Annotated in this window: 15 protein-coding genes; 6 read left to right on the top strand and 9 right to left on the bottom strand. The window is 68.8% G+C overall.

Annotation, left to right across the window (positions count from 1 at the left end; translation table 11 throughout):
• Positions 1-11: 11 nt before the first annotated feature.
• From PPZ50_RS11140 to PPZ50_RS11130, 3 genes are read right to left on the bottom strand one after another with little or no spacing between them, the layout of a single operon-like run.
• Positions 12-323 carry a hypothetical protein gene (locus PPZ50_RS11140; RefSeq protein ID WP_066691219.1) on the bottom strand — a complete coding sequence of 104 codons (312 nt, stop codon included), beginning with the start codon at positions 321-323 and terminating at the stop codon, positions 12-14.
• The gene (gene ctaD, locus PPZ50_RS11135) at positions 320-2,767 is read right to left on the bottom strand and encodes a cytochrome c oxidase subunit I (protein ID WP_066691217.1); all 2,448 of its coding nucleotides are present in this window, start codon (positions 2,765-2,767) and stop codon (positions 320-322) included. Before ctaD ends, PPZ50_RS11140 begins: the two co-directional genes overlap by 4 nt.
• Positions 2,764-3,414, bottom strand: coding sequence for a cytochrome c oxidase subunit II (locus tag PPZ50_RS11130; protein ID WP_066691215.1), 651 nt, complete (start codon positions 3,412-3,414; stop codon positions 2,764-2,766). The genes ctaD and PPZ50_RS11130 overlap by 4 nt, the downstream gene beginning before the upstream one ends.
• Before the next feature lie 39 nt (positions 3,415-3,453).
• Here PPZ50_RS11130 and PPZ50_RS11125 point away from each other — a divergent pair, with 39 nt between their 5' ends.
• Positions 3,454-3,978, top strand: a complete 525-nt coding sequence (locus tag PPZ50_RS11125) for a DUF2231 domain-containing protein (RefSeq protein WP_066691213.1) — start codon at positions 3,454-3,456, stop codon at positions 3,976-3,978.
• Here PPZ50_RS11125 and PPZ50_RS11120 read toward each other — a convergent pair.
• Positions 3,948-4,439, bottom strand: coding sequence for a CopD family protein (locus tag PPZ50_RS11120; RefSeq protein WP_066691210.1), 492 nt, complete (start codon positions 4,437-4,439; stop codon positions 3,948-3,950). The two genes, PPZ50_RS11125 and PPZ50_RS11120, sit on opposite strands and share 31 nt — an antisense overlap.
• A complete protein-coding gene (locus tag PPZ50_RS11115) occupies positions 4,436-5,146 on the bottom strand; it encodes a cytochrome c oxidase assembly protein (protein ID WP_126013927.1) in 711 nt (236 codons plus the stop codon). The genes PPZ50_RS11120 and PPZ50_RS11115 overlap by 4 nt, the downstream gene beginning before the upstream one ends.
• Before the next feature lie 370 nt (positions 5,147-5,516).
• On the opposite strand from PPZ50_RS11115, the gene PPZ50_RS11110 reads away from it, so the two are divergent.
• Complete coding sequence (locus PPZ50_RS11110) at positions 5,517-8,477, top strand: YadA family autotransporter adhesin (RefSeq protein WP_198158583.1); 2,961 nt, start codon at positions 5,517-5,519, stop codon at positions 8,475-8,477.
• 58 nt (positions 8,478-8,535) lie between these two features.
• On the top strand, positions 8,536-8,718 hold the full coding sequence (locus PPZ50_RS11105) for a hypothetical protein (protein ID WP_066691637.1): 183 nt from the start codon (positions 8,536-8,538) through the stop codon (positions 8,716-8,718).
• A 36-nt stretch (positions 8,719-8,754) separates the two neighbouring features.
• Here PPZ50_RS11105 and PPZ50_RS11100 read toward each other — a convergent pair whose 3' ends face one another.
• Positions 8,755-9,717, bottom strand: a complete 963-nt coding sequence (locus PPZ50_RS11100; protein WP_066691635.1) for a carbon-nitrogen hydrolase family protein — start codon at positions 9,715-9,717, stop codon at positions 8,755-8,757.
• Between the two features lie 28 nt (positions 9,718-9,745).
• On the opposite strand from PPZ50_RS11100, the gene PPZ50_RS11095 reads away from it, so the two are divergent.
• Entirely contained in the window at positions 9,746-10,732 is a 987-nt protein-coding gene (locus PPZ50_RS11095) for a LysR family transcriptional regulator (RefSeq protein ID WP_272815298.1), read from the top strand.
• Between the two features lie 4 nt (positions 10,733-10,736).
• Here the strand turns inward: PPZ50_RS11095 and PPZ50_RS11090 are convergent, their stop codons facing one another.
• Complete coding sequence (locus PPZ50_RS11090; protein WP_066691632.1) at positions 10,737-11,336, bottom strand: GNAT family N-acetyltransferase; 600 nt, start codon at positions 11,334-11,336, stop codon at positions 10,737-10,739.
• 16 nt (positions 11,337-11,352) lie between these two features.
• On the opposite strand from PPZ50_RS11090, the gene PPZ50_RS11085 reads away from it, so the two are divergent.
• The gene (locus tag PPZ50_RS11085) at positions 11,353-11,646 is read left to right on the top strand and encodes a DUF6916 family protein (RefSeq protein WP_066691630.1); all 294 of its coding nucleotides are present in this window, start codon (positions 11,353-11,355) and stop codon (positions 11,644-11,646) included.
• A 51-nt stretch (positions 11,647-11,697) separates the two neighbouring features.
• On the opposite strand, the gene PPZ50_RS11080 is transcribed toward PPZ50_RS11085, so the two are convergent.
• Positions 11,698-12,279, bottom strand: a complete 582-nt coding sequence (locus PPZ50_RS11080) for a phage tail protein (protein WP_066691628.1) — start codon at positions 12,277-12,279, stop codon at positions 11,698-11,700.
• 340 nt (positions 12,280-12,619) lie between these two features.
• Here PPZ50_RS11080 and PPZ50_RS11075 point away from each other — a divergent pair, with 340 nt between their 5' ends.
• Positions 12,620-23,029, top strand: a complete 10,410-nt coding sequence (locus PPZ50_RS11075; protein ID WP_272815297.1) for a putative Ig domain-containing protein — start codon at positions 12,620-12,622, stop codon at positions 23,027-23,029.
• A gap of 65 nt (positions 23,030-23,094) precedes the next feature.
• Here the strand turns inward: PPZ50_RS11075 and PPZ50_RS11070 are convergent, their stop codons facing one another.
• On the bottom strand, positions 23,095-25,521 hold the full coding sequence (locus PPZ50_RS11070) for an ABC transporter permease (protein ID WP_066691625.1): 2,427 nt from the start codon (positions 25,519-25,521) through the stop codon (positions 23,095-23,097).
• Positions 25,522-25,634: the final 113 nt, after the last annotated feature.

Below are 25,634 nucleotides of genomic sequence, written 5' to 3'. Positions count from 1 at the left end.
ATCGTCGCGCATCACAGACACGCCGGCACGACGGCGATCGGGGCGAAGGTAATGAGCGTCGCGGCGAACCCAACCCACCCGAGCGCGGCTGCCGCACGATCGAGGCTGGTCGCGCGGAACCGCCGCAGCCACAGCGCGATCCCCGCCGTCGCGGCGAGCGAGAATGCCCAGCCGGCCAGCAGGACGGCGCGATGGACGCTCATACCGCCGACGCCGGCTCCCGCCCACCCGCCGGAGCAGCCGAGACCATGCAGGGCGTAGATCAGGCAGAAGGCCACGGCCCATCCGATCAGGCCCGCCGAAAGGCGCAGCAGCACGATCATGCGAGCCACCCCGGCAGCACGAGCAGGATCGCGACGAGGACGCCGACCCCGGCGGCATGATCGCTCCACAGCCGGACGATCCGCGCCTCGCCGCCACGCGTCGCCGAATGAAAGCCGCTGCGCGCCCGCGCCACCAGGAACCCACCCATGATCGCGGCCAGCGCGGCGTGGAAGACCGCATAGGCTACGAGCATCGCGCTGACCGCGGCATAGGCATGGGTGGTGGGGCCGGGGGCTCCGGTCAGCAGCCAGCCCAGCGCCGCCACGATCGCGACCTGCCCGCCCAGCAGCAGCGGATGGTTCCCCCCGCGCCCGCCAAGGCCCGCCGCGACCGCGCCAACGACCGCGACCAGCGGCACCAGCAGCGATGGTTCGATCAGCCGGGGCGGGGGCCAGTTGGGCGCGATGGTCCACAGAAAGGCATAGCCGAACAGCAACGACGCGAAGAGCGTCGCGCTGGCGCACAGTGCGAAGATGCTGCCCCACCAGCCGGTCGTGCGCGCGGCCTCGAAGCTGGTCGGCAGCGACAGGCCGTCACCGACCGCGACCGTCCCCACGTCGCGGCGGATGCCGTTGCTCCACGCCCAGCGCCAGCCGAGCCAGACCACGCCCAGCAGGAACACCGGCGCGACGATATAGACCCCGGCCAGCATCGCGAGGAAGAAGCCGCCCAGCATCGCGGCGGTGCCGATCGGCAGCCAGCTATTGCCCGGCAGGATCGTGACATGGTCGGGCGCGCCGGTGGTCATGTCCACCGCCAGCGTCTCGCGCCAGCCGTGGCGCGGCGTCGCCAGCAGCCCCCGGCCGCGCGCGAGCGACACGCCCAGATCGGGATCGTCGGCCAGCGGATCGCGGGTCGCCACCGTCGGCAGGCTGGCGAAGTTGTACGCCGTCGACGGGATCGGCATCGCCCATTCCAGCGTCGTCGCCCCCCAAGGGTTGCGGCGATGGATCCGCCCCAGCCAGATCTGCAGCACGACGTCGATCAGGAACAGCGCAAAGCCGAACGCCTGCAGGAAGCCGCCGACCGACGACAACAGGTTCAGCCATGTCCAGCCCATCCCCTCGGGATAGGTATCGATCCGCCGCGGCATCCCCAGCAATCCGGTCAGGTGCATCATGAAGAAGGTGAGGTTGAACCCGATGAAGATCAGCCAGAACGCCGCTTCCCCGATCCGCATCACCCGTTCGCGCCCGGTGATGTGCGGCAGCCAGTAATAGGCGGCGGCCAGCATCGGGAACACGAACCCGCCGACCAGCACGTAATGGAGATGCGCGGTGACGAAGGCGGTGTCGTGCGCCTGCGCGTCGAACGGCACCATCGCCAGCATGACGCCGGTCAGCCCGCCGATCACGAACACGATGAAGAAGCCGATCAGGTAGAGCATCGGCAGCTTCATTTCCGGCCGCCCCTGCCACAACGTCCCCAGCCACGCGAACACCTGCACCGCGGTCGGCACCGCGACCAGCGCGGAGGCGGCCGAAAAGAAGCCGAGCGCCATGTGCGGGATGCCGGTGGTGAACATGTGGTGCACCCACAGCCCGAAGCTGAGGAACGCCAGCGCCATGATCGCCGCGACGATCGCGCCGTGCCCGAGCAGCCGGGTACGCGCCATCACCGGCAGGATGGTCGATACCGCGCCGGCGGCGGGCAGGAAGATGATGTAGACCTCCGGATGGCCGAACAGCCAGAATAGATGCTGCCACAGCAGCGGCGATCCGCCGAGTTCGGGTGCATAGAAGGGCCAGCCGAACGCCCGCTCGACCTCCAGCAGGATCGACCCCAGGATCAGCGGCGGAAAGCCGAAGACCATCATCCCCGCCGTCCCCAGCAGATACCAGGCGAAGATCGGCATCCGGTCGAGCCGCATGCCCGCCGCGCGCAGTTTCAGGATCGACACGGTGATCTCGATCGCGGCGCACATCGCCGAGATTTCGACGAAGGTGATGCCGAGCAGCCAGACGTCGGAATTGATACCCGGCGTATAGGCCTTGCCCGACAGCGGGGGATACAGGAACCAGCCCGCATTGGGCGCGACCCCGGCCAGCATCGCGACGATGATGATCGTGCCGCCGAACAGGTAGCACCACCAGCCGAGCGAGGAGAGGCGCGGAAACGCCAGGTCGCGGCTGCCGAGCATCTTGGGCAGCAGATACATCGTCAGCCCTTCGAACATCGGGATGGCGAACAGGAACATCATGATGCTGCCATGCATCGTGAACAGCTGGTTATAGACCTCCGGCCCGACAAAGGCGCTGCGCGGCGTGGCGAGCTGTGCGCGGATCAGCATCGCCAGCACACCGCCGATCGCGAAGAAGACGAAGGCCGCGACGATGAACCGCTTGCCGATATCGCTATGGTTGACCGATCGGAAATGACCGCGCCAGCCCGGCTCCGTGCGCCAGATCGCGGTCAGTTCGCGGTGCAGTTTCAGCGCGCTCATCGTTCCCCTCCCGTGAACGCGGCCCATCCCGCCGCGTCATGCGCGACGACGGTGAAGCCATGGTCCTTGTGCCCGACCCCGCAATATTCGGCGCATTTGCCGCGATAGATGCCCGGCGCATCGGCGATCACCCGCAACCGGTTGGTATGGCCGGGGATCGCATCCATCTTTCCGGCCAGCCGCGGGATCCACAGGCTATGGATCACATCGGTCGAGGTGATGACGAGGTCTGCGGGCCGTCCGGCCGGGATGTGCAGCACGTTCTGCGTGGCGATGCCGCCCGGATGGACGACGTCCCACGCATATTGCCGCGCCGCCACGCGTATCTCGACCGCCGCCGCATCGGCCGTCGGCAGCGTGCCGATGCCGACGCTGAGCGCATAGCCGACCAGCGAGAGCAGCACGACGCCGGGCATGGCAAGGCCCAGCACGCCGATCCACAACCGCCCCGATGCCGCGCGGCGCTCGGCACTCCGGCGGCGGAACGCGAGCGCGAGGAGCACGAAAACCAGCCCGGCAAGGAGCGTCGATCCGCCCAGCATCACCCACCACATCGTCGCGACCGAACGGGCATGGGGACCGGCCGGATCGATCGTCGACAATTCGCCCGTGCAACCGGACAGCGCGACGAGCGTTGTCGCGCACATGCCGGCGCGGCCCGCCCCGGCCCGGAGAATAGCTGCCCCATGTCGACCGATTCCGCGCACACCGACACGGCCGAAACCCGGCTGGTCGATCCCATCGAGCAAAAGGAAGCGTTTCATCGCACCGAATCCAAGATCGCGGTGGCGGGCCATCCCATCCACGCCATGCTGGTCGCCTTTCCCATCGCGCTGACCACCTGCACGCTGGGCGCCGACCTGTTGTACTGGTGGACCGGCGACACTTTCTGGGCGCGCGCCGCTTTGTGGGCGTCGGGCGCCGGGTTTCTGTTCGGCGTGCTCGCCGGCATCGCGGGGACGGTCGAGCTGTTGCTGGTGCCCGGCATCCGTGCGCGTTCGGCCAGCTGGACGCATTTCATCATCGCGGTCATGCTGTTGTCGATCCTCGGCGCGAACTGGGGCCTGCGGCTGACCGGATATGAACAGGCGGTGCTGCCCTACGGGCTGCTCCTCTCGCTCTTCGCGGTCGCCTTTACGGGCTTCACCGGGTGGCACGGCGGCAAGCTGGTGTTCGAGTATCAAATCGGTGTCTCTTCGACAGGAAGCTGACGGTTCTGCGGTGACTTGAGCCAGGCCGGCGCGATGTCCGGCACGACCGGCTTGGCGAGCACCAGCAAGAGGACGACGGTCATCGTCAGGATGCTGGCGACGACCAGGGGCACGGCCGATGGCGGCGCATATTCCCCGCGCCGCTCGCTCATCAGCAGCACGACATGGCCGACAAAGGCATGAAGGCACACGAGCAGGCCGACCGCGACGAGCTTGGCGAACATCCACGGTTCGAACACGCCGCGCAGATAGATCAGCGCGGTGCCCGCCGCGATCGCCACGACCGCCGCCGGGGTGACGATCATCGTATAGCTGTCATGCGTCAGCAGTCGCAGCCGGGCATAGGTCGTCTGCGCCTCGTCGCGGCTATGTTTGGCGAGCACCAGCGGCAGCGCGATCAACCCGGCGCACCACAGGATCAACGCGGCGATGTGCAGCGCCTTGACGATGCTCAGGATCATGCCGCCACCATTCGGCGCCACGACGACCGCATCACCAGCGCCCCGATGACGGCATAGGGGATCAGGCCGAGCACCCACATCGCCAGACCGGCCAGCTGCTGATCGGCCAGCGGCCCGATGCCGAACGGCACCGTCGTCGACAGGTGCGTGGCATACAGGGGCCGCGCGACGAAGGTCAGGATCGCACCCAGCATCCCCATCTGTGCCGCGCCCACGCCGATCAGGGCGAGTGCCAGTGGCGGGGCGGCGTGGCGCACCGCCCGCCAATAGACCCAGGCGCTGCCCAGCAGGCTGGCCTGCATCACCCAGTACAGCGCCCTGTTGGCGAGGGCGGCGTCATAGGCGGCGGGCAGGTGCCATGCCCACAGCACGCTGGTGGAAAGCGCGAACGCGATGCTCGGGCTCGGCGCGCTACGTCCAGGCAGCGCGGCGGCCAGCAGCGGGGCGGCGACGCCGATCAGGAGCAGGTGGTGAAGCGTCCGGGCGGAGAACAGCGCCACCGACAGCGCGCATAGCGGCGACAGGAAAGCGATCCCCAGGACGATCGTCGCGACGATACCGCTCGACCGCCGCCTCGCTGGCAGGCGCGTGAACATCGCCGCCGAAAGTATCAGTAAAACAACGAGAAACAGATCGGTGTTCCACCGCCAATACCATGTCGCGGCGTCAGGCGCAGTACCGCAATAGCTGCCCAGTATATCGATCATTGCTTCCCCTCTTTTACACGTAACGCGTGCGACAATTCCCGGGTCCGTGACGGGTTTGAAACAAAATGTTGCTGCGATATTTTCCGGGGAACTCAGAATCTTGGCGGCGATGCGTGGTGATCGTTGCCGGACGCTGCAATAGTGATCGCATCAGGCGTAATCTGCTGATGGCGCCAGTTGCGGATATTGCGTCGGTTATACCTTATAACGCCGCACCTGCGGCCGACGCAGTGCGCGGAATCAACCTGCGTTGGTTAATTCCGTCCGCAAAATGCTGGAAACGCAACGGCTTGCCGTAAGCAGAATCGCGACCGGCGTTCGATCATCCTCCGTCGACCCAGTCCAACAGTCGGGTGACACAGGAGGATGTATGCGAGTTTCCCATACCCAGGCGCGTTCCGGCCGGTCGAACCGGTTGCTGAAGATCCTGCTCGGCACGACCATCTCCATCGGCGCCGCCACGGCGCAGCAGGCGGCCGCACAGACGCGCGTCGTCAGCGCCTGTAGCGGCGTCCAGCTGCCACGCTCGGTCGTGACCTATATCGTCGCACCGGTGGTGACCGGGATTACCGCGCCGATCGAGCAGACGGTGAACGGCATCCTGAACCTGCCGCTGCTCGGCGCCGTCCTGCCGCCGCTCAACACCAATGCGACCGGCCTGCTGAACCAGGCGGCGTCGGGCGCGCCGATCACGTTGCAGGTGCTCGACACCAACGGCAACATCGTCGGGCCGAACGACCAGTGCCAGATGACGGCCGATGCGATCAGCCTCGATAGCTCGGCCGGCCTGTCGATCGGCGGCAACCGGATTTCGGGCCTGGGCCTCGACGGTACGCCGTCCTTTGCCGCCGACGTCAACGCCATCGCCTTCGGCAACAACGCCCGCGCCGAAGCCGGTGCGACGGGCAGCATCGCCTTTGGCACCAATGCACAGGTGACGGCGGCGAACAGCGTCGCGCTGGGCGCCGGGTCGATTGCCGGGCGGGGGGCGCAGACCGGTTATACCGCGATCGGGCTGACCGGCACGCAGAACTCGGCCGGTGAAGTATCGGTCGGGACCGCGGGCGGCCTGCGGCAGATCACCAATGTCGCGGCGGGATCGGCGGCGACCGATGCGGCGACCGTGGGTCAGGTTACGGGCGTAGCCGATCGGGTCACCGCACTGGCCGCGAACACCATCGGCTATGACGACGCGACCCGGGCACGCGCGACGCTGGCCGGGGCGGGTGGCACCGTCCTCGCCAATGTCGGGGCAGGCGCGCTGAATGCGACGTCGACCGAGGCGGTGAACGGCGCGCAGCTGTTCGCGACCAACGGCCGCGTCGATGCGAACACCGCCGCGATCGGCGGTCTCGACACCCGGGTTACCGCCAATACCCAGACCATCGTCGCGCTGCAGGGGTCGACGGCCAACGCGGTTCGCTACGACGTCGATGCCGCCGGGGTCCGCACCGGCGGCGTCACGCTGGTCGGCACCACCCCCGGTGCGGCGGTTCGGCTCGGCAATGTCGATGCCGGCGCGCTGTCGGCGACCTCGACCGATGCGGTCAACGGGTCGCAGCTCTTCGCGACCGACCAGCGGTTGGGGGCGGCGGTCGCGTCGCTCGCGGCGCTCGACACGCAGGTCACCGCCAACACGTCGCAACTGGCGGCGCTCGGTGCCAGCGCGGTGCAGTATGACAATGTCGCCCGCGACCGGCTGACGCTGGGCGGTAGTGCGGGCACGGTGCTCGCGAACGTGGCGGCCGGCAGCGTGTCGGCCAATTCGACCGAGGCGGTGAACGGCGCGCAGCTGTTCGCGGTGAATGCCCAGGTCGCCGCCAATACCAATGCGATCGCCCAGATGGGGAACGGATCGCTCGGCCCGGTCCGCTATTCGACCGCCGCCACGCCGACCACCCCCAATGGCGGCACGGTGACCGACGACCTGACGCTGGTGGGCGCCAGCGGCGGGGCGGTGGCGCTCCACAATGTCGCCGGCGGGACCGTCGGCGCAGGGTCAACCGACGCGGTGAATGGGGACCAGCTGAACACCACCAACCAGGCAGTGGGCGTGCTAGCCGGACGGACGACGACGCTCGAAACCGTGGTCGCCGGCCAGACGACGCAGATCGCGGGCAACACGGCAGCGATCGCCGACTTGCAGGCCAACGTGACCGGCACGGGGTCGGCGGTGACCAATCTGACGACGCGGGTAGACGCCAATTCGACGGCGATCACCAATTTGCAGACGCAGGTCGGCAACCAGCCGCTGAAATATGCCGATGCGGCTTCGCCGACTACGCCGAATGGCGGTACGTTGACCGACGATGCAACCCTGGTGTCGGCCAGCGGCGGTGCGGTCGGGCTGCACAATCTCCGCGCAGGCAACGTCGCGATCGGTTCCACCGACGCCGTCAATGGCGGGCAGCTGGCCGAAACGAACCTGCAGGTTGCCGCGAACACCAGCGCCATCTCGACGCTGGCCAATTCGCTGGCGGGCAGCACGGTCAGCCCGATCCAGTACAGCAATCCGGACAGCCCGACCGCGTCGAACGGCGGCACGCTGACCAACGATGTCACGCTGGTCGGCGCCAATCCGGCTGCCGCGGTCACGCTGCACAATGTCGCAGCTGGCAGCGTTGCCGCCGGATCGACCGACGCGGTCAATGGCGGGCAGTTGTTCGCCGTGGCGCAGCAATCGTCGAACAGCCTGCAATATGACCGGGATGCGACCGGTGCCCGCACGAACCAGATCACGCTGGCCGGTGGAAATGCGGCGGCGCCGGTGACGATCGCCAATGTCGCCGCCGGTACGGTTGCCGCCGGTTCGACGCAGGCGGTGAATGGCGGGCAGCTCTATGCCGTCAACCAGACTGCGCAGGCGGCGCTGACATTGGGGGCGAATTCGGTTCAGTATGACGGGTCGGGCAACGTAACGCTGGGCAATGCGGCCGGTACGCCGGTGGCGCTGCGCAACGTCGCGGCCGGAACCGCGGCGACCGATGCGGTCAATCTGGGCCAGTTGCAGGCCGGGTTGCAAAGCGTCGCCAGCCAGACTGCGAACTATATCGACAGCCGGATCGCCGATATCGGGTTCGACCTGGGCACGTTGCGGCGCGACCTGAGCGCCGGATCGTCGGCCGCGATGGCAGTCGCCGCGCTGCCGCAGGCGATGGAGCCGGGCGCGACGATGATTGCGATGGGCGGCGGCACCTATCGCGGGCAATCGGCCATCGCATTCGGCGCATCGCGCGCCTTTGCCGATGGCCGCGCAGTGGTGAAGGTCGGCGGAACCTATGACAGCCGGGGATTTGGCGGTGCCAATGCCGGGGTCGGGTTCCAGTTCTGAACAGACAGACGCCGGGGCCTGACACGGCCCCGGCGTCCTTTTGCGGGAGGGCAATGGAATGGGACTGTTCCTGAACTGGCTGAAGCTGCACGCCACCGCCAGGCGGCCGCCCCGGACGGCCGGTCACGACTATCACGCGGCGCGATGTGAACAGGAACTTGCGATGGCCCGCACCGCGCGGTCGTCGGCCGCGGCGGACGCGCATCGCAAGCTGGCCGCCGCGCATCGATCGGCGTCTTAGCGGGAACGGGGCGGCAGCGTGGGCGACCGATGATCCCTAGACCGGATCGTCGTCGCCCGCGGCCGGCACATCCGTCCGGACGACAAGCTGCGACCGGGGCGTCGTATCGACCTGCAGGGTGAACACATCCGGCCGCGAATAATGGCCGGCGACGTCGAGGTCGTAGCGTCCGCGCACCACGTCGTCGAGGTCGACCGTCGCGGCCAGCACCCCTTCGCGACCGTGCAGCGGACCGGCGACGACCTCGCCCATCGGGTTCACGATGATGCTGCCGCCCTTGATCCGCTCGGTCGCCGGGTCTTCGCCGGCAAAGGCAGCATAGTCGTCCGGCGCATCGGCGCGGGTCATGTACTGGCACGCGCTGAGCATGAACATCCGCCCTTCATAGGCGATATGGCGCATCGACGCCTGCCAGATATCGCGTTCGTCCACGGTCGGCGCACACCATAGCTCGATGCCGCGCGCATACATCGCCTGCCGCAAGGGCGGCATGTAATTCTCCCAGCAGATCGCCGCGCCGATCCTGCCGACCGGCGTGTCCAGCACCGGAAGGGTCGATCCATCGCCCTGACCCCAGACCAGCCGTTCGCTGGCGGTCGGCATCAGCTTGCGATGCTTGCCGATCAGCGCCCCGTCCGGACCGAAGAAGAGCGCGGTGCAGTAGAGCGTCGTGCCGTCGCGTTCGATGACGCCGGTGACCAGATGGGCCTTCATGTCGGCCGCAAATCCGCCGATCGTGCGGACTTCCGGCCCGTCCATGTCGATCGCCGCGCGCCAGTAGCGTAGATAATCCTCGCGCCCCTGCGGCGTACGCGTGCCGACCCGGGCGCCGAAGTCGAGGCCCTTGGGATAGCCGCCGATATAGGCCTCCGGAAACACCGCGAGTTCGACGCCTTCGCCCTTGGCGGCGTCGCAATGCGCGGCCATCCGCTCCAGCGTGCGGGGGGTATCGAACAGGGTCGTTCCGGCCTGGACGACGGCGACGCGATGTTGGCGCATGCTGAGCTCCTTTGATGATGGCACCAATTTGACGCGGTCCACCGCATCGTTCAAACCGCATATCGCGATGCAGATTATCGGTCTCAACGATACCGCGCGGGTGGATTACAACCTGGTCACCGCGTTCCTGGCCATCTGCCGCGAACGCAGCGTGTCGCGTGCCGCCGCGCACCTGAACCTCAGCCAGTCCGCGGTGAGCGGATCGCTCGCCCGGTTGCGGCGGATGGTCGACGATCCGCTGTTCGTGCGCAGTCGTGACGGAATGCAGCCCACCCCCAGAGCGATCGAGATCGCGCCATCGCTCGAAGCGGCGCTGGCGCAGATGCACGATGCCTTGTCGCCGCAGCGGGCGTTCGCGCCGGCCGAGCTGGCGCGCGCGGTGACGATCGGCATGTCGGACGACTTCATGCTCGCCTGCGGGCCGGCGCTGCTGCACCGGGTCGCGGTCGCCGCGCCGCGTGCGTCGATCATCATCCGCCAGTGCAACCGCCAGACCATCGAGGACGATCTGGAATCCGGCCGGATCGAGCTGGCAATGGTCGCAAGCCCCGCCCGTCGCAGCCGGACGACCCGGCAGCTGGAAATCGGCACATCGGGCTATCGCTGCCTGGTCGATCCCGCGTGGGTCGACGTGCTGCACCCGATGACGCTCGACGCCTATGTCGGCCTGCCGCATGTCCTCGTCTCCTATTCCGGCCGATCGGGGGCGGTCGATCAGGCACTGGCGGCGATCGGGCGCACGCGCCATGTCGCCGCGGCGCTGACGCAATTCGCGGCATTGCCGTCCTTCCTGCTCGGATCGGCGCGGGTGGCGACGCTGCCGTCGCATGCCGCGCTTGCGCTGTGCCGTCACGCCCCGCTGCACAGTTTCGACCCGCCGATGGCGATGGAGCGCTATCCGGTAGCGCTGCTGTGGCGACGCGACCGGGACGCCGACCCGACCAGCGGCTGGCTGCGGGAGTTGCTGCGCGACGCCTGGCGGGAGGGCGGTGCGGAGCCGGCCGACGCGCGCTAGGCGGCTACCGGTTGCCGCGGTCGGCCATCGTGGGATGCGTTGCATCGGACCGGAGGTGGGGCAGGTAGTCGGCGGCTGGCGGATGCCATATCCATCGGAAATGGGTGCAACTGTCCTTCCCCACGGGCCCGAACCCCGCGCGACGGTACAATGCCTGCGCCCGGACATTGTCGCGGGCTACGTCCAGCAGGATCGCGGCACGCGCCGGAATGGCTTCGTCCATCAGACGGTTCAGTACGATCCGGCCGATGCCGTGGCCCTGCGCTTCGGCGACCAGCGCGAGGTCGACGACCAGCCAATGGCGGGCGTCACGAACCAGGCATATCCGGCCGACCGCCATCCCGTCGTACAGGATCATGCGTCGATCGGCGTCCGGATGCACCGTCGCGATATGATGTTCCTGCAATCGGTGCTGCTGGTCGAGCAGTTGGGCGAGCAACGCCGATGGCAGGTCGACGCCGGGCGGTGCACGCCAGTGGCCGGCATGGGCGTGGCGAATCACGGAAGTATCGGTGGCGCATTCGTGGCGGAAACGGATCCTGTCCGGTCGTATCTCTGCCCGGTCCTTCTTGCCCCATTCAGCCTGATCGTCGATGGTGGTCATGGAGAGGGGACCCGCTATGCATTTGATGACGCCCGAAGATTTTCTGCCGTGGGTCGGCAGGACGGTGAAGGTGAACACCCTGCCGCAATCGGTCGAGGTGCGGTTGGACCGCGTGGAGACGTCGCCGCGCCTGCCCGCCGGTCTCGACTTCCGGCAGCCCTTTTCGCTGGTCTTCGAAGCGCCGCTGAACGTCGTGTTGCTCGACCTTGCCTACGAATTCGATTGCGGGCGCGGCGGGCCGTACAGCATTTTCATCAGCCAGCGTCCGCCCCTGCGCGATCGTCGCATCTATCAGGCGGTATTCAACTGATTGGCAAATAGCCGGCACCCCGTCCCGCGGGACAGGATGCCGGCCGCTTGCTCAATCGCGTGGGGGGTAGAGGCCCTGAAGGCAGATGACCGCATTCATCGCCAGATAGGGCTGCATCAGCGACATGGGCTGGCTTGCACCGGCGATGCCGGTCGTACCTGCCGGGTTTCCGGCCAGGTTAACCGTCGTGGTGCCCGATCCTGCCGGAACATAGATCGCCGCGCCGCTGACGTTGGGATCGATCAGGTTGCCCAGACGGGCACCCGCGCTGGCGGTGGTGGTGCTGTCATCCACGGTATTGTCGGTGACAACGGCCATGCCGGGCTGCTCCGGAACGGCGTGGACGTGCGCGGGCATTTGCGTGGTAAGGATGGTGGTCTGCTCAGTGCCGCCCGTCTCACCTGCCTGATAGTTATGGCTGATTCCCGGCGCCTGGCCCGTGCCGACGGGAACGCGCCCGCCCAGATGGGGCAGCCCGAAGGTGCTGGTGCCATTGCCGCCATAGGTGTTGCCCAGCAGGGCGTAGACGGCATTATATTGCGCGATGCCGAGAATCTGCCCCTGGCATAGCGACCAGCCATAGGGGGCATAGCTGCCGGCGGTGAACATCACGTATCCGATGTAAGCTTCCATATCCGCTCCCTTTCGCGCGCCGCTGGTGCTTTCTTGGCGCGTCCGCCGATATTGTTGACTGCGCGAGACAGGAACACAAATCCATATCCGATCTATCGCGTAAGTATTCGGTATTATAGGATAGGCAGGATTGCTTGGTATAATATCCAGTTAATTTTGTATTTCTGAAGTGTAGCATTTTTGAAACCGGTATGTACCACACAGGATGCTGAGACCTTTATTTTGTAAAAGCCGATGATTCCTTAGCTATAACATTGACTCCGCCGGAAATTTGGCGTCGGGTGCGACGTCCATTGCCGAATGGCGATGTTCTCAGGGGCAAGCCGGGGGGCTATAGACCATGTTTGGCGCGTTTATTCGTGCGCTCGGCCGTGTCGTGAAGACCGGCGTCACTGTCGATACGGCGCCGGGAGTCGCTTTGTCGTCGGACCAATTTGCGTCGGATAAGACGGATGTCGCGTCGCGCGCCTCGCGTCGTATCGTGCGACCGGCGATCGCCCTGTCGGCGCTTGCCATCGCGGCGATGCCCTGCGCGGCGGCTGCCGAGAGCGCGGCGTGCACGGCCATCAATAACGGCGAATTGAACTACTCCGCCAATTTCAGTTCGACGGCTGCACCCAATCCTTCGGGGCGCGCCAAAGGCGTTTCCGCCACGGCCTCGGGAATCCGGTCGTCTGCTTATACGGCAGCGGGGGTCGCCTTTCCCGCCAGCTACAACGGCTTCAGTCCGACGCTTTACGATTTCGACGAGGGCGAGGTCATTCGGATGACCGTGCGGACCGATGCTCCGACGCAGCTGGCATCGACGAATGGTTTTACGGCATATCTGTATGTGTCGAACGCGAATACGGGCGCTTTTACGAACCAGTCCGCCAACATCAATGCGGTTGGCACAGCGACGCTGACCGTGACCACCACGGCCACGAGCAATGCGGTGCTTGCCCGGATCGGACGCGCGGGCACCAACGATCTCGGTGCCTTCACCGTATCCGCCACCTGTGTCGGCACGCCGCCCCCCGCGATCTCGGGCATCACGCCGACCTCCGGGCCGGCGGCCGGTGGAACCTCGGTCACCATCAACGGCAGCAACTTCACCGGCGTCGATCAGGTGCGGTTCGACACCACCCTCGTCTCGGTCACGCCGGCATCGGACACGCAGATCGTCGCCACCGCGCCCGCGCATGCGGCGGGCACGGTCGGCATCGCCGTCGTCAAGAACGGAACCGCCTCGGCGACCTTCACCGGCTATACCTATATCGCGGCACCGGCCGTGACGGCGGTCGCGCCCGCTTCGGGAGGAGCGGGAGGCGGCAACAGCGTGACCCTGACCGGCACCGGCTTCACGAACGCGACCGCCGTCAGTTTCGGCGGCAGCCCGGCGTCGAGCTATACCGTCAACAGCGCGACGCAGATCACCGCGACCGCGCCCGCCGGTTCGGGCACCGTCAATGTGACGGTCACCACGCCGGGCGGCACATCGGCGACCGGGTCGGGCAACCAGTATCGCTATGTCGCCGCACCGACGATCAGCGCGATCTCGCCGACCGGCGGGTCGAGCGGGGGTGGCACGCCGGTGACGATCACCGGCACCGACTTCGTCAGCGGCAACAGCTATAGCGCCAGCTTCGGCGCGACGACGGTCCCGGCAACCTATGCCAGCGCCACGACGCTGACCGCGACCACGCCGGCGGGGGCCGGCACCGTGGCGGTCGGCGTGACCGACACCACCGCCGGCCAGGCGAGCACGGGCAGCGTCAGCTACAGCTTCGCCGCGCCGACCGTGACCGCGCTGAGCGTCACCTCCGGCCCGGCCAATACGGCGCGCAACGTGGTGATCACCGGCACCAATTTCACCCCGGCCGCGACCGTGTCGATCGGCGGCACCGCCGCGACGGGCGTCACCTACACCAATGCGAACCAGCTCAGCGCGACGCTGCCCGCCAAGGCGGCGGGCACCTATGACGTGCAGGTCACCACCGGCAGCGTGACGAGCGCGGCCGGCCCGGGCACGCAATACAGCTATATCGCGGCGCCCACCATCACCGGTGCGACGCCGGGTTCGGGGACGACCGCCGGTGGCACCAGCGTGACGATCACCGGCACCGCGCTGACGGGGGCGAGCGCGGTGACCTTCGGCGGCAATGCGGCGACCAGCTTCGTGGTCACCGGCGATACGCAGATTACGGCGGTAACCCCGGCGGGCGCCGCGGGTGCGACGTCGATCGCGGTCACCACGCCGGGCGGCACCGCCACGCTGGCGAACGGCTATAGCTATGTCGTGCTCAACCCGCCCGCGGTGACCACGCAGCCGGCTGGCCAGACGGTCGCGGTCGGCGCGACGGCCAGCTTCACCGCTGGCGCCTCGGGCAGTCCGTCGCCCAGCGTCCAGTGGCAGGTGTCGAGCGACAGCGGCGCCAGCTTCACCAACATCGCCGGCGCGACCGCCGCCACCTATACCACCCCCGCGACGATAGCGGGCGACAATGGCCGCCAGTACCGTGCGGTCTTCACCAACAGCCAGGGCAGCGCGACCAGCAGCGCCGCGACCCTGACCGTCATCCAGGCGCCGACCGCCAACGCGCAGAGCGTGACCGCCACCTTCAACACCGCGACCGCCGTGACGCTGACGGGCAGCGACCCGAACACGCCGGCCCGGACGCTGACCTATGCTATTATCGGCAGCCCGCCGGCGCATGGCACGCTGAGCGGTACCTTGCCCAACCTCACTTATACGCCGTCCGCCAATTATATCGGGGCGGACAGCTTCACCTTCACCGTCTCCAACGGTCTCGCGACCTCCAGCGCCGCGACGGTGACGATCACCGTGGCGGGGCCGCCTGCGCCGGCCGCGCCTGTGCTGACCAGCCCGGCCAACGGATCGACGCTCAATACGGCGACACCGGTCGTGACCGGCGTCACCGCGGGCGGCACGACCGTCCAGATCTTCATCGACGGCACGCTTAACGGTAACGCGACCGTTTCGGGCGGCAATTTCAGCTACCCCGTGGTGAGCGCGCTGGGCCAGGGATCGCACAGCGTCTATGCGGTCGCCTCGGCATCGGGGGTGGCGTCGCCGGCCTCGAGCAGCAATGTCTTCATCATCGACACGGTCGCGCCCGCCACGCCGGTCATCACCGCGCCCGCCAATGGCGCGACGCTGGCCAACCGGCGGCCGGCGATCACCGGCACGGCGGAGAGCAATGCCAGCCTTACGATCCGGATCAACGGGGCGGCGGCCGGCACGACCCCCGCGACGGCGGGCGGCACGTACAGCTATGCGCCAGCGGTCGATCTGCCGCTGGGGGCCAATACGGTGTCGGTCACCGCGACCGACGCGGCGGGCAATGTCTCGCCGAACGCGACCAACAGCTTCACCATCGTCGCGCTTCCCACGGTCAGCGGCGTGACCCCGGCCGAGGGCGGTACGGCGGGCGGCACGACGATCACCGTCATCGGCACCAACTTCACCAGCGGCAGCACCGTCACGGTCGGCGGTACGCCCGCGACCGGCGTGACGATCGCCAGCGCGACCAGCCTGACGGCGATCACCCCGGCGGGCAGCGCCGGCCCCGCGACGGTGCAGGTCACCAATGCCGCCGGCGCCGGCACCACGACCGGCAGCTTCACCTATGTCGGCGCACCGACCGCGAGCGCGCAAGCCGTGTCGACCGCGTTTCAGACCGCGCGCAGCATCACCCTGGCGGGCACCGATTCCAACACGCCCGCGCGCACGCTGAGCTATGCGATCACCGCCGCGCCGGCCCGGGGTACGCTCAGCGGCACCGCGCCGAACCTGACCTATACGCCGGCCGCCGGCGCGCGCGGCACCGACAGCTTCACCTACACCGCCAGCAACGGGGTGAGCACCTCCGCGCCCGCGACGGTGACCGTGACGATCGGTGACCCGACGCTGACCATCGCCGCGCCGCCCGCGAGCGGGACGGTGGGCACGGCCTATACCGCCACGCTCAGCACGACGGGCGGCACCGCGCCCTATCGCTATGCGGTGACGGCGGGCGCCTTGCCCACCGGACTGACGCTGGCGGCCGACGGCACGCTGGCGGGCACGCCGACCAGCGCGGGGGCGTTTGCCTTCACCGTTACCGCCGAGGACTCGACCGGCGGCAATCCGCCGGTGGCCCAGTCGCAGGCCTTCACCATCACGATCGGGCGGGGGGCGCAGACCGTGCGCTTCACCTCGACCCCGCCCGCCGGCGCGATCGTCGGCGGTACCTATCTGGTCGCCGCGACCGCCAGCTCGGGGCTGACCCCGGCGATCGCCATCGATGCCGCCTCGCGCGCCATCTGCTCGATCACGGGCAACAGCGTGCGCTTCGACCAGGTCGGCACCTGCGTCGTCACCGCCAGCCAGGCGGGCGACACCAGCTTCGACCCCGCCACCCCGGTGCAGCAGAGCATCGCCATCGGCGCGCCGACCATCGCGCTCAGCCCCGCCACCCTGCCCACGCCGCAGGTCGGCATCGCCTATAGCCAGCGCCTCACCGCCAGCGGCGGCACCGCGCCTTATGGCTTCGCGGTGACGGCGGGCGCGCTGCCCACCGGGCTGACGCTGGCGAGCGACGGCACGCTGTCGGGCACGCCGAGCGCGGCCGGGAGCTTCACCTATACGATCACCGCGACCGACAGCGCGAGCGGCAGCGGCGCGCCCTTTGCCGGCCAGGCCAGCTATACGACCAGCGTCCAGCCGCCGGTGCTGACGCTGTCGCCCGCCGCGAACACGGCCACCGCGACCGCGCTGCCCGCCGCGACCGGCGGGACGGCGTACAGCCAGACCATCACCACCAGCGGCGGCATCGCGCCGTACGGCTATAGCGTCGTCGGCGGGGCGCTGCCGCCCGGGCTGACGCTGGCGAGCGGCGGGGTGATCTCGGGCACGCCGAGCGCGGCGGGGACGTTCACCGTCCGCCTCCGCGCGACCGACAGCGCAACTACGCCGTTCGGCGTCGAGGGGCTCTACGCCATCACCGTCGCCGCGCCGGCCATCGTCGTGACCCCGGCGACCCTGCCGTCCGCGACCGTCGGCCAAGCCTATGACCAGACCGTCACCGCCAGCGGTGCCGGGACCAGCTACAGCTATGCGGTCACCGCGGGCGCGCTGCCCCCCGGCGTCACGCTGGCCAGCGACGGCCGCCTGACGGGGACGCCGGGGGCGGGGGGCAGCTTCGCCTTCACGCTCACCGCGACAAACGCGGCGGGCTTCACGGGCGCGCGCGCCTATACGCTGAGCGTCACCGCCCCCACGCTGGCGCTCTCGCCCGCGAGCCTGCCGGCGGGAACGTCGGGCGTGACGTATAGCGCGACGCTGTCGACCTCGGGCGGGATCGCGCCGTACGGCTATGCGGTGACCGCCGGCGCATTGCCGGCGGGCGTGACCCTGTCGAGCAGCGGTGTGTTGGCGGGGACGCCGACGCAATCGGGGAGTTTCACCTTCAGCGTCACCGCGACCGACAGTTCGACGGGCTCGGGGCCGTACAGCGCGACGCGCAGCTACACCCTGGTGATCGGCGCGCCGGCGCTGACGCTGGCGCCGTCAACGCTGGCCAACGCGACGGTGGGTGCGGCGTATAGTCAGGCGCTGACCGCGAATGGCGGAACGGCACCGTACAGCTATGCCGTCACGGCGGGCGCGCTGCCGGCGGGGGTGACGCTTGGCACCAATGGTACGCTGAGCGGTACGCCGACCGCTGGTGGCAGCTACAGCTTCACCGTCACCGCGGCGGACGCGACCACGAGCGGCAATGGCGGGCCTTACACGGCCGCGCGCAGCTATACCCTGACGGTCGCGACCGCGACGGTGGCGTTGTCGCCGGCGAACTTGCCTGCGGGTGTGTCGGGAGCGGCGTATAGCGAGACGCTGTCGGCGACCGGTGGCACCGCGCCCTACAGCTATGTGGTCACCGCAGGCGCGTTGCCGACGGGGGTGACCTTGGCGAGCAATGGCACGCTGGCGGGTACGCCGACGCAGTCGGGCAGCTTCACGTTCAGCATCACCGCGACCGACAGTTCGACAGGGTCGGGTCCGTATAGCGCGACGCGCAGTTATACGCTGGTGATCGCAGTTCCGGCGCTGACGCTGGCCCCAACGACGCTCACCAATGCGACGGTGGGTGCGGCCTATAGTCAGGCGCTGACCGCGAGTGGCGGGACCGCGCCCTATAGCTATGCCGTCACGGCCGGTGCGCTACCGGCAGGCGTGACGCTTGGTACCAACGGTACGCTGAGCGGCACGCCGACCGCTGGTGGCAGCTACAGCTTCACGGTTACAGCAACCGATGCGACCACGCGTGCCAATGGCGGGCCCTACACCGCCGCACGCAACTACACGCTGACCGTCGCGGTCGCGACGGTGGCGCTGAGCCCGGCCAATCTGCCGGCGGGAACGTCTGGCGCTGCGTATAGCGAAACGCCGTCGGCGACTGGTGGCACCGCGCCATACAGCTATACCCTGACCGCCGGCGCCTTGCCGGCGGGTGTGACGCTGTCGAGCAGCGGGTCGCTTTCGGGGACGCCGACGCAGTCGGGTAGCTTCACCTTCAGCATCACCGCAACCGACAGTTCAACCGGTTCGGGGCCGTACAGCGCGACGCGTAGCTACACGCTCAGCATCGCGGCGCCTGCGCTGGCGCTGGCACCGGCGTCACTGGCCAATGCGACGGTGGGGGCGGCCTATAGCCAGGTACTCACCGCGAGCGGCGGGACCGCGCCCTATAGCTATGCCGTGACGGCGGGTGCGCTGCCGGCGGGCGTCACGCTTGGTACCAACGGCACGCTGAGCGGCACGCCCACCGCCGGCGGCAGCTACAGCTTCACCGTCACGGCGACCGACGCGACAGCGACTGGCAATGGTGGGCCTTATACGGCGAGCCGCAGCTATACGCTGAGTGTCGCGACCGCGACGGTGGCCTTTGGTCAGGCGAGCTTGCCGGCGGGTGTGTCGGGCAAGGCCTTTAGCGAGACGCTGTCTGCCACCGGTGGCACCGCGCCTTACAGCTATGTGGTCACCGCTGGCGCACTGCCGGTGGGCGTTACCTTGGCGAGCAACGGCACGCTGGCGGGGACGCCGACGCAGTCGGGCAGCTTTACCTTCAGCATCACCGCGACCGACAGCTCGACCGGCTCGGGTCCGTACAGCGCGACGCGCAGCTATACGCTCAGCATCGCGGCACCGGCGTTGGCGCTCGATCCGGCGACATTGGCCAATGCGACGGTGGGGGCGGCCTATAGTCAGGCGCTCACCGCGAGCGGCGGGACCGCGCCCTATAGCTATGCCGTCACGGCCGGTGCGCTACCGGCAGGGGTGACGCTTGGCACCAACGGTACGCTGAGCGGAACGCCCACCGCCGGCGGCAGCTATAGCTTTACCGTCACCGCGACCGACGCGACAGCGACTGGCAATGGTGGGCCTTATATGGCGAGCCGCAGCTATATGCTGAGTGTCGCGACCGCGACGGTGGCCTTTAGTCAGGCGAGCCTGCCGGCGGGCGTGTCGGGCACGGCCTTTAGCGAGACACTGTCGGCGATCGGTGGCACCGCGCCTTACAGCTATGCCGTGACGGGGGGGACCTTACCGGTGGGCGTCACCTTGGCGAGCAACGGCACGCTGGCGGGGACGCCAACGCAGTCGGGGAGCTTTACCTTCAGCATCACCGCGATCGACAGCTCGACCGGTTCGGGGCCGTATAGCGCGACGCGCAGCTATACGCTCAGCATCGCGGCACCGGCGTTGGCGCTCGATCCGGCGACATTGGCCAATGCGACGGTGGGGGCGGCCTATAGTCAGGCGCTCACCGCGAGCGGTGGGACGGCGCCCTATAGCTATGCCGTGACGGCGGGTGCGCTGCCGGCGGGCGTCACGCTCGGCACCAACGGCACGCTTAGCGGTACGCCGACCGCCGGTGGCAGCTATGGCTTCACCGTGACCGCGACGGATGCGACGGCGAGCGGCAATGGCGGGCCTTATACCGCCGCGCGCGGCTATACCCTGTTCGTGGCGGGCGCGAGAGTGGCGGTCGGGCCGGCGAGCCTGCCCGATGGACGCTATGAGGCGGCCTATAGCCAGACGCTCACCGCATCGGGCGGCACCGCGCCCTATCGCTATGCGGTCACCGACGGCGCGTTGCCGGCGGGGGTGACGCTGGCGGCCGATGGCACGCTGAGCGGAACGCCGAGCACGTTCGGGCGCTTCGCCTTCACCATGACCGCGACCGACAGCTCGACGGGGGCGGGGCCGTATAGCGGGGCCAAGGCCTATAGCCTGGTCATCGCCGCACCCGACGTGCCGGTCGCGGCCAATGTCAGCCTGGCGGTCGGTTACAATGCGGCGGCCACGGTGGTTCCGCTGAAGGTGAGCGGCGGTGCGGCGACCGGTGTCGCCATCGCCACCGCGCCCGCGCACGGCACCGCGACGGTCAACGGCACCGCGATCAGCTATACGCCGGCGGCCGGCTATGCCGGGGCCGACAGCTTCACCTATACCGCGTCGAATGCGGGCGGCGCCTCGGCCCCCGCGACGGTCAGCATCACCGTCGCGCAGCCGAGCCTGGCGCTCACCCCGGCGACGCTGCCGGCGGGCCAGGAGGATGTCGCCTATAGCCAACAACTGAGCACCAGCGGCGGCACCGCGCCCTATGCTTATGCGGTCACCGCCGGGCGGCTGCCGGCCGGGGTGACGCTGTCGACGGGCGGGTTGCTGGCGGGCACGCCGCAGGAGAGCGGGCGCTATACGGTCACCGTCACCGCGACCGACAGCTCGTCGGGCAATGGCCCCTCCACGGCGGCCAATGCCTATACGCTGGAGATCGCGCTGCCCGCCCCGCCGGTCGCTCGGCCGGGTTCCGCCGCGACCGGCGCCGCCACCACGGCGCAGAACGGCGCGGTGGCGATCGACCTGTCGGCGCTGGTCACCGGCGACTATCGCCAGATCCGCATCACCACCCAGCCGCAGCACGGCACGGTGTCGATCGACGGCGGCCAGCAGGGTGTGGCCGAGACGAGCCCGCGCATCACGCCACCGTCGCAGGGTCTGGTCGCTGCCGCCCGCCCGCAGGCCGCGACCGGGTCGAGCCCGCGCATCACCGCCACTTACACCCCCGAGCCGGGCTATATCGGCGAGGACGGCTTCGGCTATGTCGCGATCGGCGACGGCGGGACCTCGAACGAGGCGCGCATCGCGGTGACGGTGACCGGCAGCGCCCCCATCGCGCCCGCGGTCAAGGCCGGCGTCGCCAACGGCCAGACGCAGATCGTCGACCTGACCGGGACCGCGATCGGCGGTCCGTTCGTCGGCGCCGCCATCCTGTCGGTCACGCCGGCCGAGGGCGTCGAGGCGACGCTGGTCGAGAGCGGCAGCGTCGGCGACCGCCGCTATCAGCTGCGCATCACCCCGCGCGGCCGGTTCAGCGGCACCGCAACCGTCCGCTACACGCTGACCAACGCCTATGGCACCTCCGCCCCGGCCGTGGTCAGCATCAGCGTCGTCCAGCGCGCCGACCCGTCGCAGGACGCGACCGTCACCGGCATCTCGGCCGCGCAGGCTGAGGCGACGCGCCGCTTCGCACAGGCCCAGCTCGACAATTTCCAGCGCCGCAACGAGCAGCTGCACAATGGCGGCGCGGGCAGCATGGCCCGGCCGATGGGGATCAGCATCGCGGGCGGCAACAGCTTCGGCGGGCGCGATCCCGATCCGGCGTCGAGCGCGCTCGACGTGGCGATGCTGAAGTCGGAACATGCGACCGAGGTGATGGGGCGCGAGCGGGCGGCGGGGATCATCGCCATCGACGGCGACGGCCGCACGATGCCGGTCGCCGGCCTGGCGGCCGCACGCAGCGAACGGGGTCGGATGCTGCCGGGCGACCGTGCCGCCCCCGCAGGCGCGGACACGACCGATGCGATCGAAGGAACCGGCCGCCCGGTCGGATCGACCGCGCTCTGGTCGGGCGGGGCGATCCTGCTTGGTACGCAGGATGCGACGCGTGGTCGTGGCAAGCTGACCGTCTCCAGCGGCGGGCTCAGCAGCGGCGCCGACGTGAAGCTGTCCGAAACGCTGACGGTGGGCGTCGGCGGCGGCTATGGCGGCGAGCGGACCGAGGTCGGCCGCAACCAGGGTCGCGTCGACAGCAGCAGCTGGATGGGCGCGATCTATGGCAGCCTCGCCCCGGCCGATGGCCTGTTCCTTGACGGCGTCGCCGGCGCGGGGCGGCTGGCGTTCGATACGGTCCGAACCGTGACCGGCGGCAATGCTGTGGCGCGCGGCCATCGCAGCGGGACGATGCTCTTCGGTTCGCTGACCGGCGGCTTCGACCGGACCCGCGATACCCACGCCCTGTCGGCCTATGGCCGGGTCGACCTGCTGTCGGCCGATCTGAACCGCTACACCGAAACCGGAGTCGGCACCGCCAACCTGGTGTTCGACCGTCGCAACCTGACCTCGCTGTCCGGCGTGCTGGGCCTGCGCGGATCGTTCGTCACCGGGCGTTTCGTCCCGCGCCTGCGGGCGGAATGGCGGCACGAGTTCAGGAACGGCGGCGTCCAGGCGCTTGATTATGCCGATCTCGGCGGGTTCACCTATGCCATTCGCGGCGACGACTGGACCCGCGACAATGTCTCGGTCGAGCTTGGCACCGACTATGTCTTCGACAATGGCTGGCGCATCGGGCTGGGGCTAAGCGGTTCGCTGGGACAGGGCAGCCGCTACGCGACCGAGACGATCACGATCCGCAAGCAGTTCTGACCGGTCGGGATCGGGGGGTACGCCACGACGCATGGCGTACCCCCGGTCATCGATCGCTCCGGTCGCTAATCGTGGCGCAAGGCCCAGGCCGGCGCCGCCCGGCTGGCGCGGATCGCCTGTGCCAGTACCGTCAGGACCGCGATGGCGAGTGCGAGCAGCCCCGCTCCGACGAAGTACAGCAGCGACAAGGCGATCCGGTCCGCAAACCCCGCCAGCCACGCCCGCATCGCCAGATAGGCCAACGGCCACGCGATGACGTTGGCGATCAGGACCGGGCGCAGGAACTGGCCGAACAGCAGCCGGACGATGTCGCCCGACGACGCGCCCAGCGTCTTGCGAATGCCGATCTCGCGCGTCCTGCGCGCGGTGTTGAACGCGGCCAGTCCCCACAGGCCGATACAGGCGATGGCCACGGCCAGTCCGCCGCCGATCGCGAACAATCGCATGGCTTGTTCGTCGGCGCGGTAGAATTCTGCCAGCCGATCCTCGGCGGTCTGTGCGACAAAGGGCACGTCGGGGATCAACCGCCGCCACGTCGCCCGAACCCGGTCAAGCATCGCCGCCGGATCGCCGGTGAAGCGGATCGCGGCCACCGGCTTGGCCACGCCATCGCGGTTATACTGATAATAGGTCGCTTGGTCGGCGATCCGCGGCGTGAAGAATCGCAGCGTGTCGATCACCCCGACGATCGTGCGCGGCATGGCGCCGTCCACCGTCCGGCCGACCGCGTCGGCAGGCGAGCGGAACCCCAGCGCGGCCACCGCCGCACGGTTGAGGACGATGTTGCGCCCCTGCGGCCATCGGGTCCAGTCGCTCGCATCGTCGGAACGGTGGGCGTCGTCGAAGAACCGCCCGGCCAGCAGAGTCGGGCTGTAGGTCCGGAAGAATCCGGGCCCCACATTCTGCGCCATCACCGTCACCCCCGGGCCGGCATCGGCCGGCATCGCGATGATATCGACATTGGTCTCGCCATCGCCACCCGCGCCGGTGCCGCCTTCACCCACCGCTACCACCCCCGGCAATTGCCGGAATGCCGCCAGCACCGGACGCGCGCGATCGGCAAAGATCCGCTTGTCGGCCAGCGACGGTACCACCAGCAGCCCGTCCCGACGAAAGCCGAGATCGGCCTGTCGCAGATGTGCGACCTGCACCGACACGACGGCCGTACCGATGATGAACGCGATCGCCATCCCGAACTGGACGATCACCAACGCCTCGCGCAGTCGGTTGCCGGCGCGTCCGCCACCAGGACTGTGCGCGGCGGCCAGCACGGCGGCAGCGGGAAAGCGCGAGAGCAGCAGCGCGGGATACAGCCCGGCCAGCACCCCGATCACCAGCACCAGCACGATCAGGACCGGCACCACCAGTGCATAGGGAAAGGCGAGCGTCAGCCCGCCGGCTGCGTTCAACAGCGGCAGGCTCAGTTCGGCCAGCACCAGCCCGGCAAAAGCCGCGATCGCCACCGTCACCATCGCTTCGCCCAGAAACTGCCGGACCAGCGTAGCGCGGTCCGCGCCCAGCACCTTGCGCATCGCCACTTCGCGGGCGCGCAAGCCGGCACGGGCGGTGGCGAGGTTTACATAATTGACGACCGCGATCAGCAGCGTCAGCACCCCGACGATTCCGAGCGCCACGACGGTCAGCCGCCGCCCGCCGCTCTCCGCGCCCGGCGGTTCCAGGTGCATTCGCGTGATCGGCAGCAGCGACAACGCGATGACCTTGTCCGGCGTCGGCCCCAGATCCTGTTTCGCGCGTCGCCGGACGAACGCGGGCAGCTTCGCCGCAAACGCCCAGTCGTCGGCCGTATCGGCGAAGCGCAGATAGGTGCCGACATCCGCCGTACCCCATCGATACCAGGTCCATTGCGCGGGCGGCGGGGTACGCGGGATGGGTATCACGACCGACAGCTTCATGTCGCTATTGGCCGGCAGGTCGTCGAAAACGCCGACGACATGATAGCGCTCAGGCGCATCGACCGCGATGGTCAGCGTCTGGCCGATCGGGTCGCCATCGCCGAACAGCCGCTGTGCCTGACGGCGGCTGACCAGCGCGGCGGTCGGGTCGGACAGCGCGTCGCCGCCGCGCCCCTGGACGATCGGCAGGGCGAAGATGTCCAGAAAGGTAGGATCGACTTGCGCGACATCGGCACGGATAGCCTCGCCGTCGCGTAGGATCGTGCCGCCATCCGTGCCGCCACGAATGCGCGTGCCGACGACCCCCGGAAAATCCTGCCGCATCTGTTCCAGCATCCCGGCCATCGTACCGGGATAGGCACCGTTCAGCGGACTGCCCGGCAGATGCAGTTCGGTCTGGACCAGATAGATTTCGTCATGGTGCGGCAGCCATGTCTCGAAACTGGTTTCGAACCGGACGTAGAGCGCCAACACGCAGAACACCGCGATGCCGAGCGCCAGCCCGCCGATATTGAGGGTCGCGTACAGCTTGTGACGGACCAGCGAACGGTAGAGCGAAACCCAGGCGGAGCCGTTCATTCCTCGCCCTCCGTCATGGCGTGTCGGCCCCGGTGCCCGCCGATCCGGGCGGTTGCGTCTGTTGCATCTTCGGTCATCATGGACCCGGTTATCACTGTCCAGCTCCGGAAATG

Source organism: Sphingomonas hankookensis (genome assembly GCF_028551275.1).
Taxonomy (GTDB): Bacteria; Pseudomonadota; Alphaproteobacteria; order Sphingomonadales; family Sphingomonadaceae; genus Sphingomonas; species Sphingomonas hankookensis_A.
The sequence above is the reverse complement of the archived record's forward strand: the minus strand, read 5'-3'. Positions and strand labels throughout refer to the sequence as shown.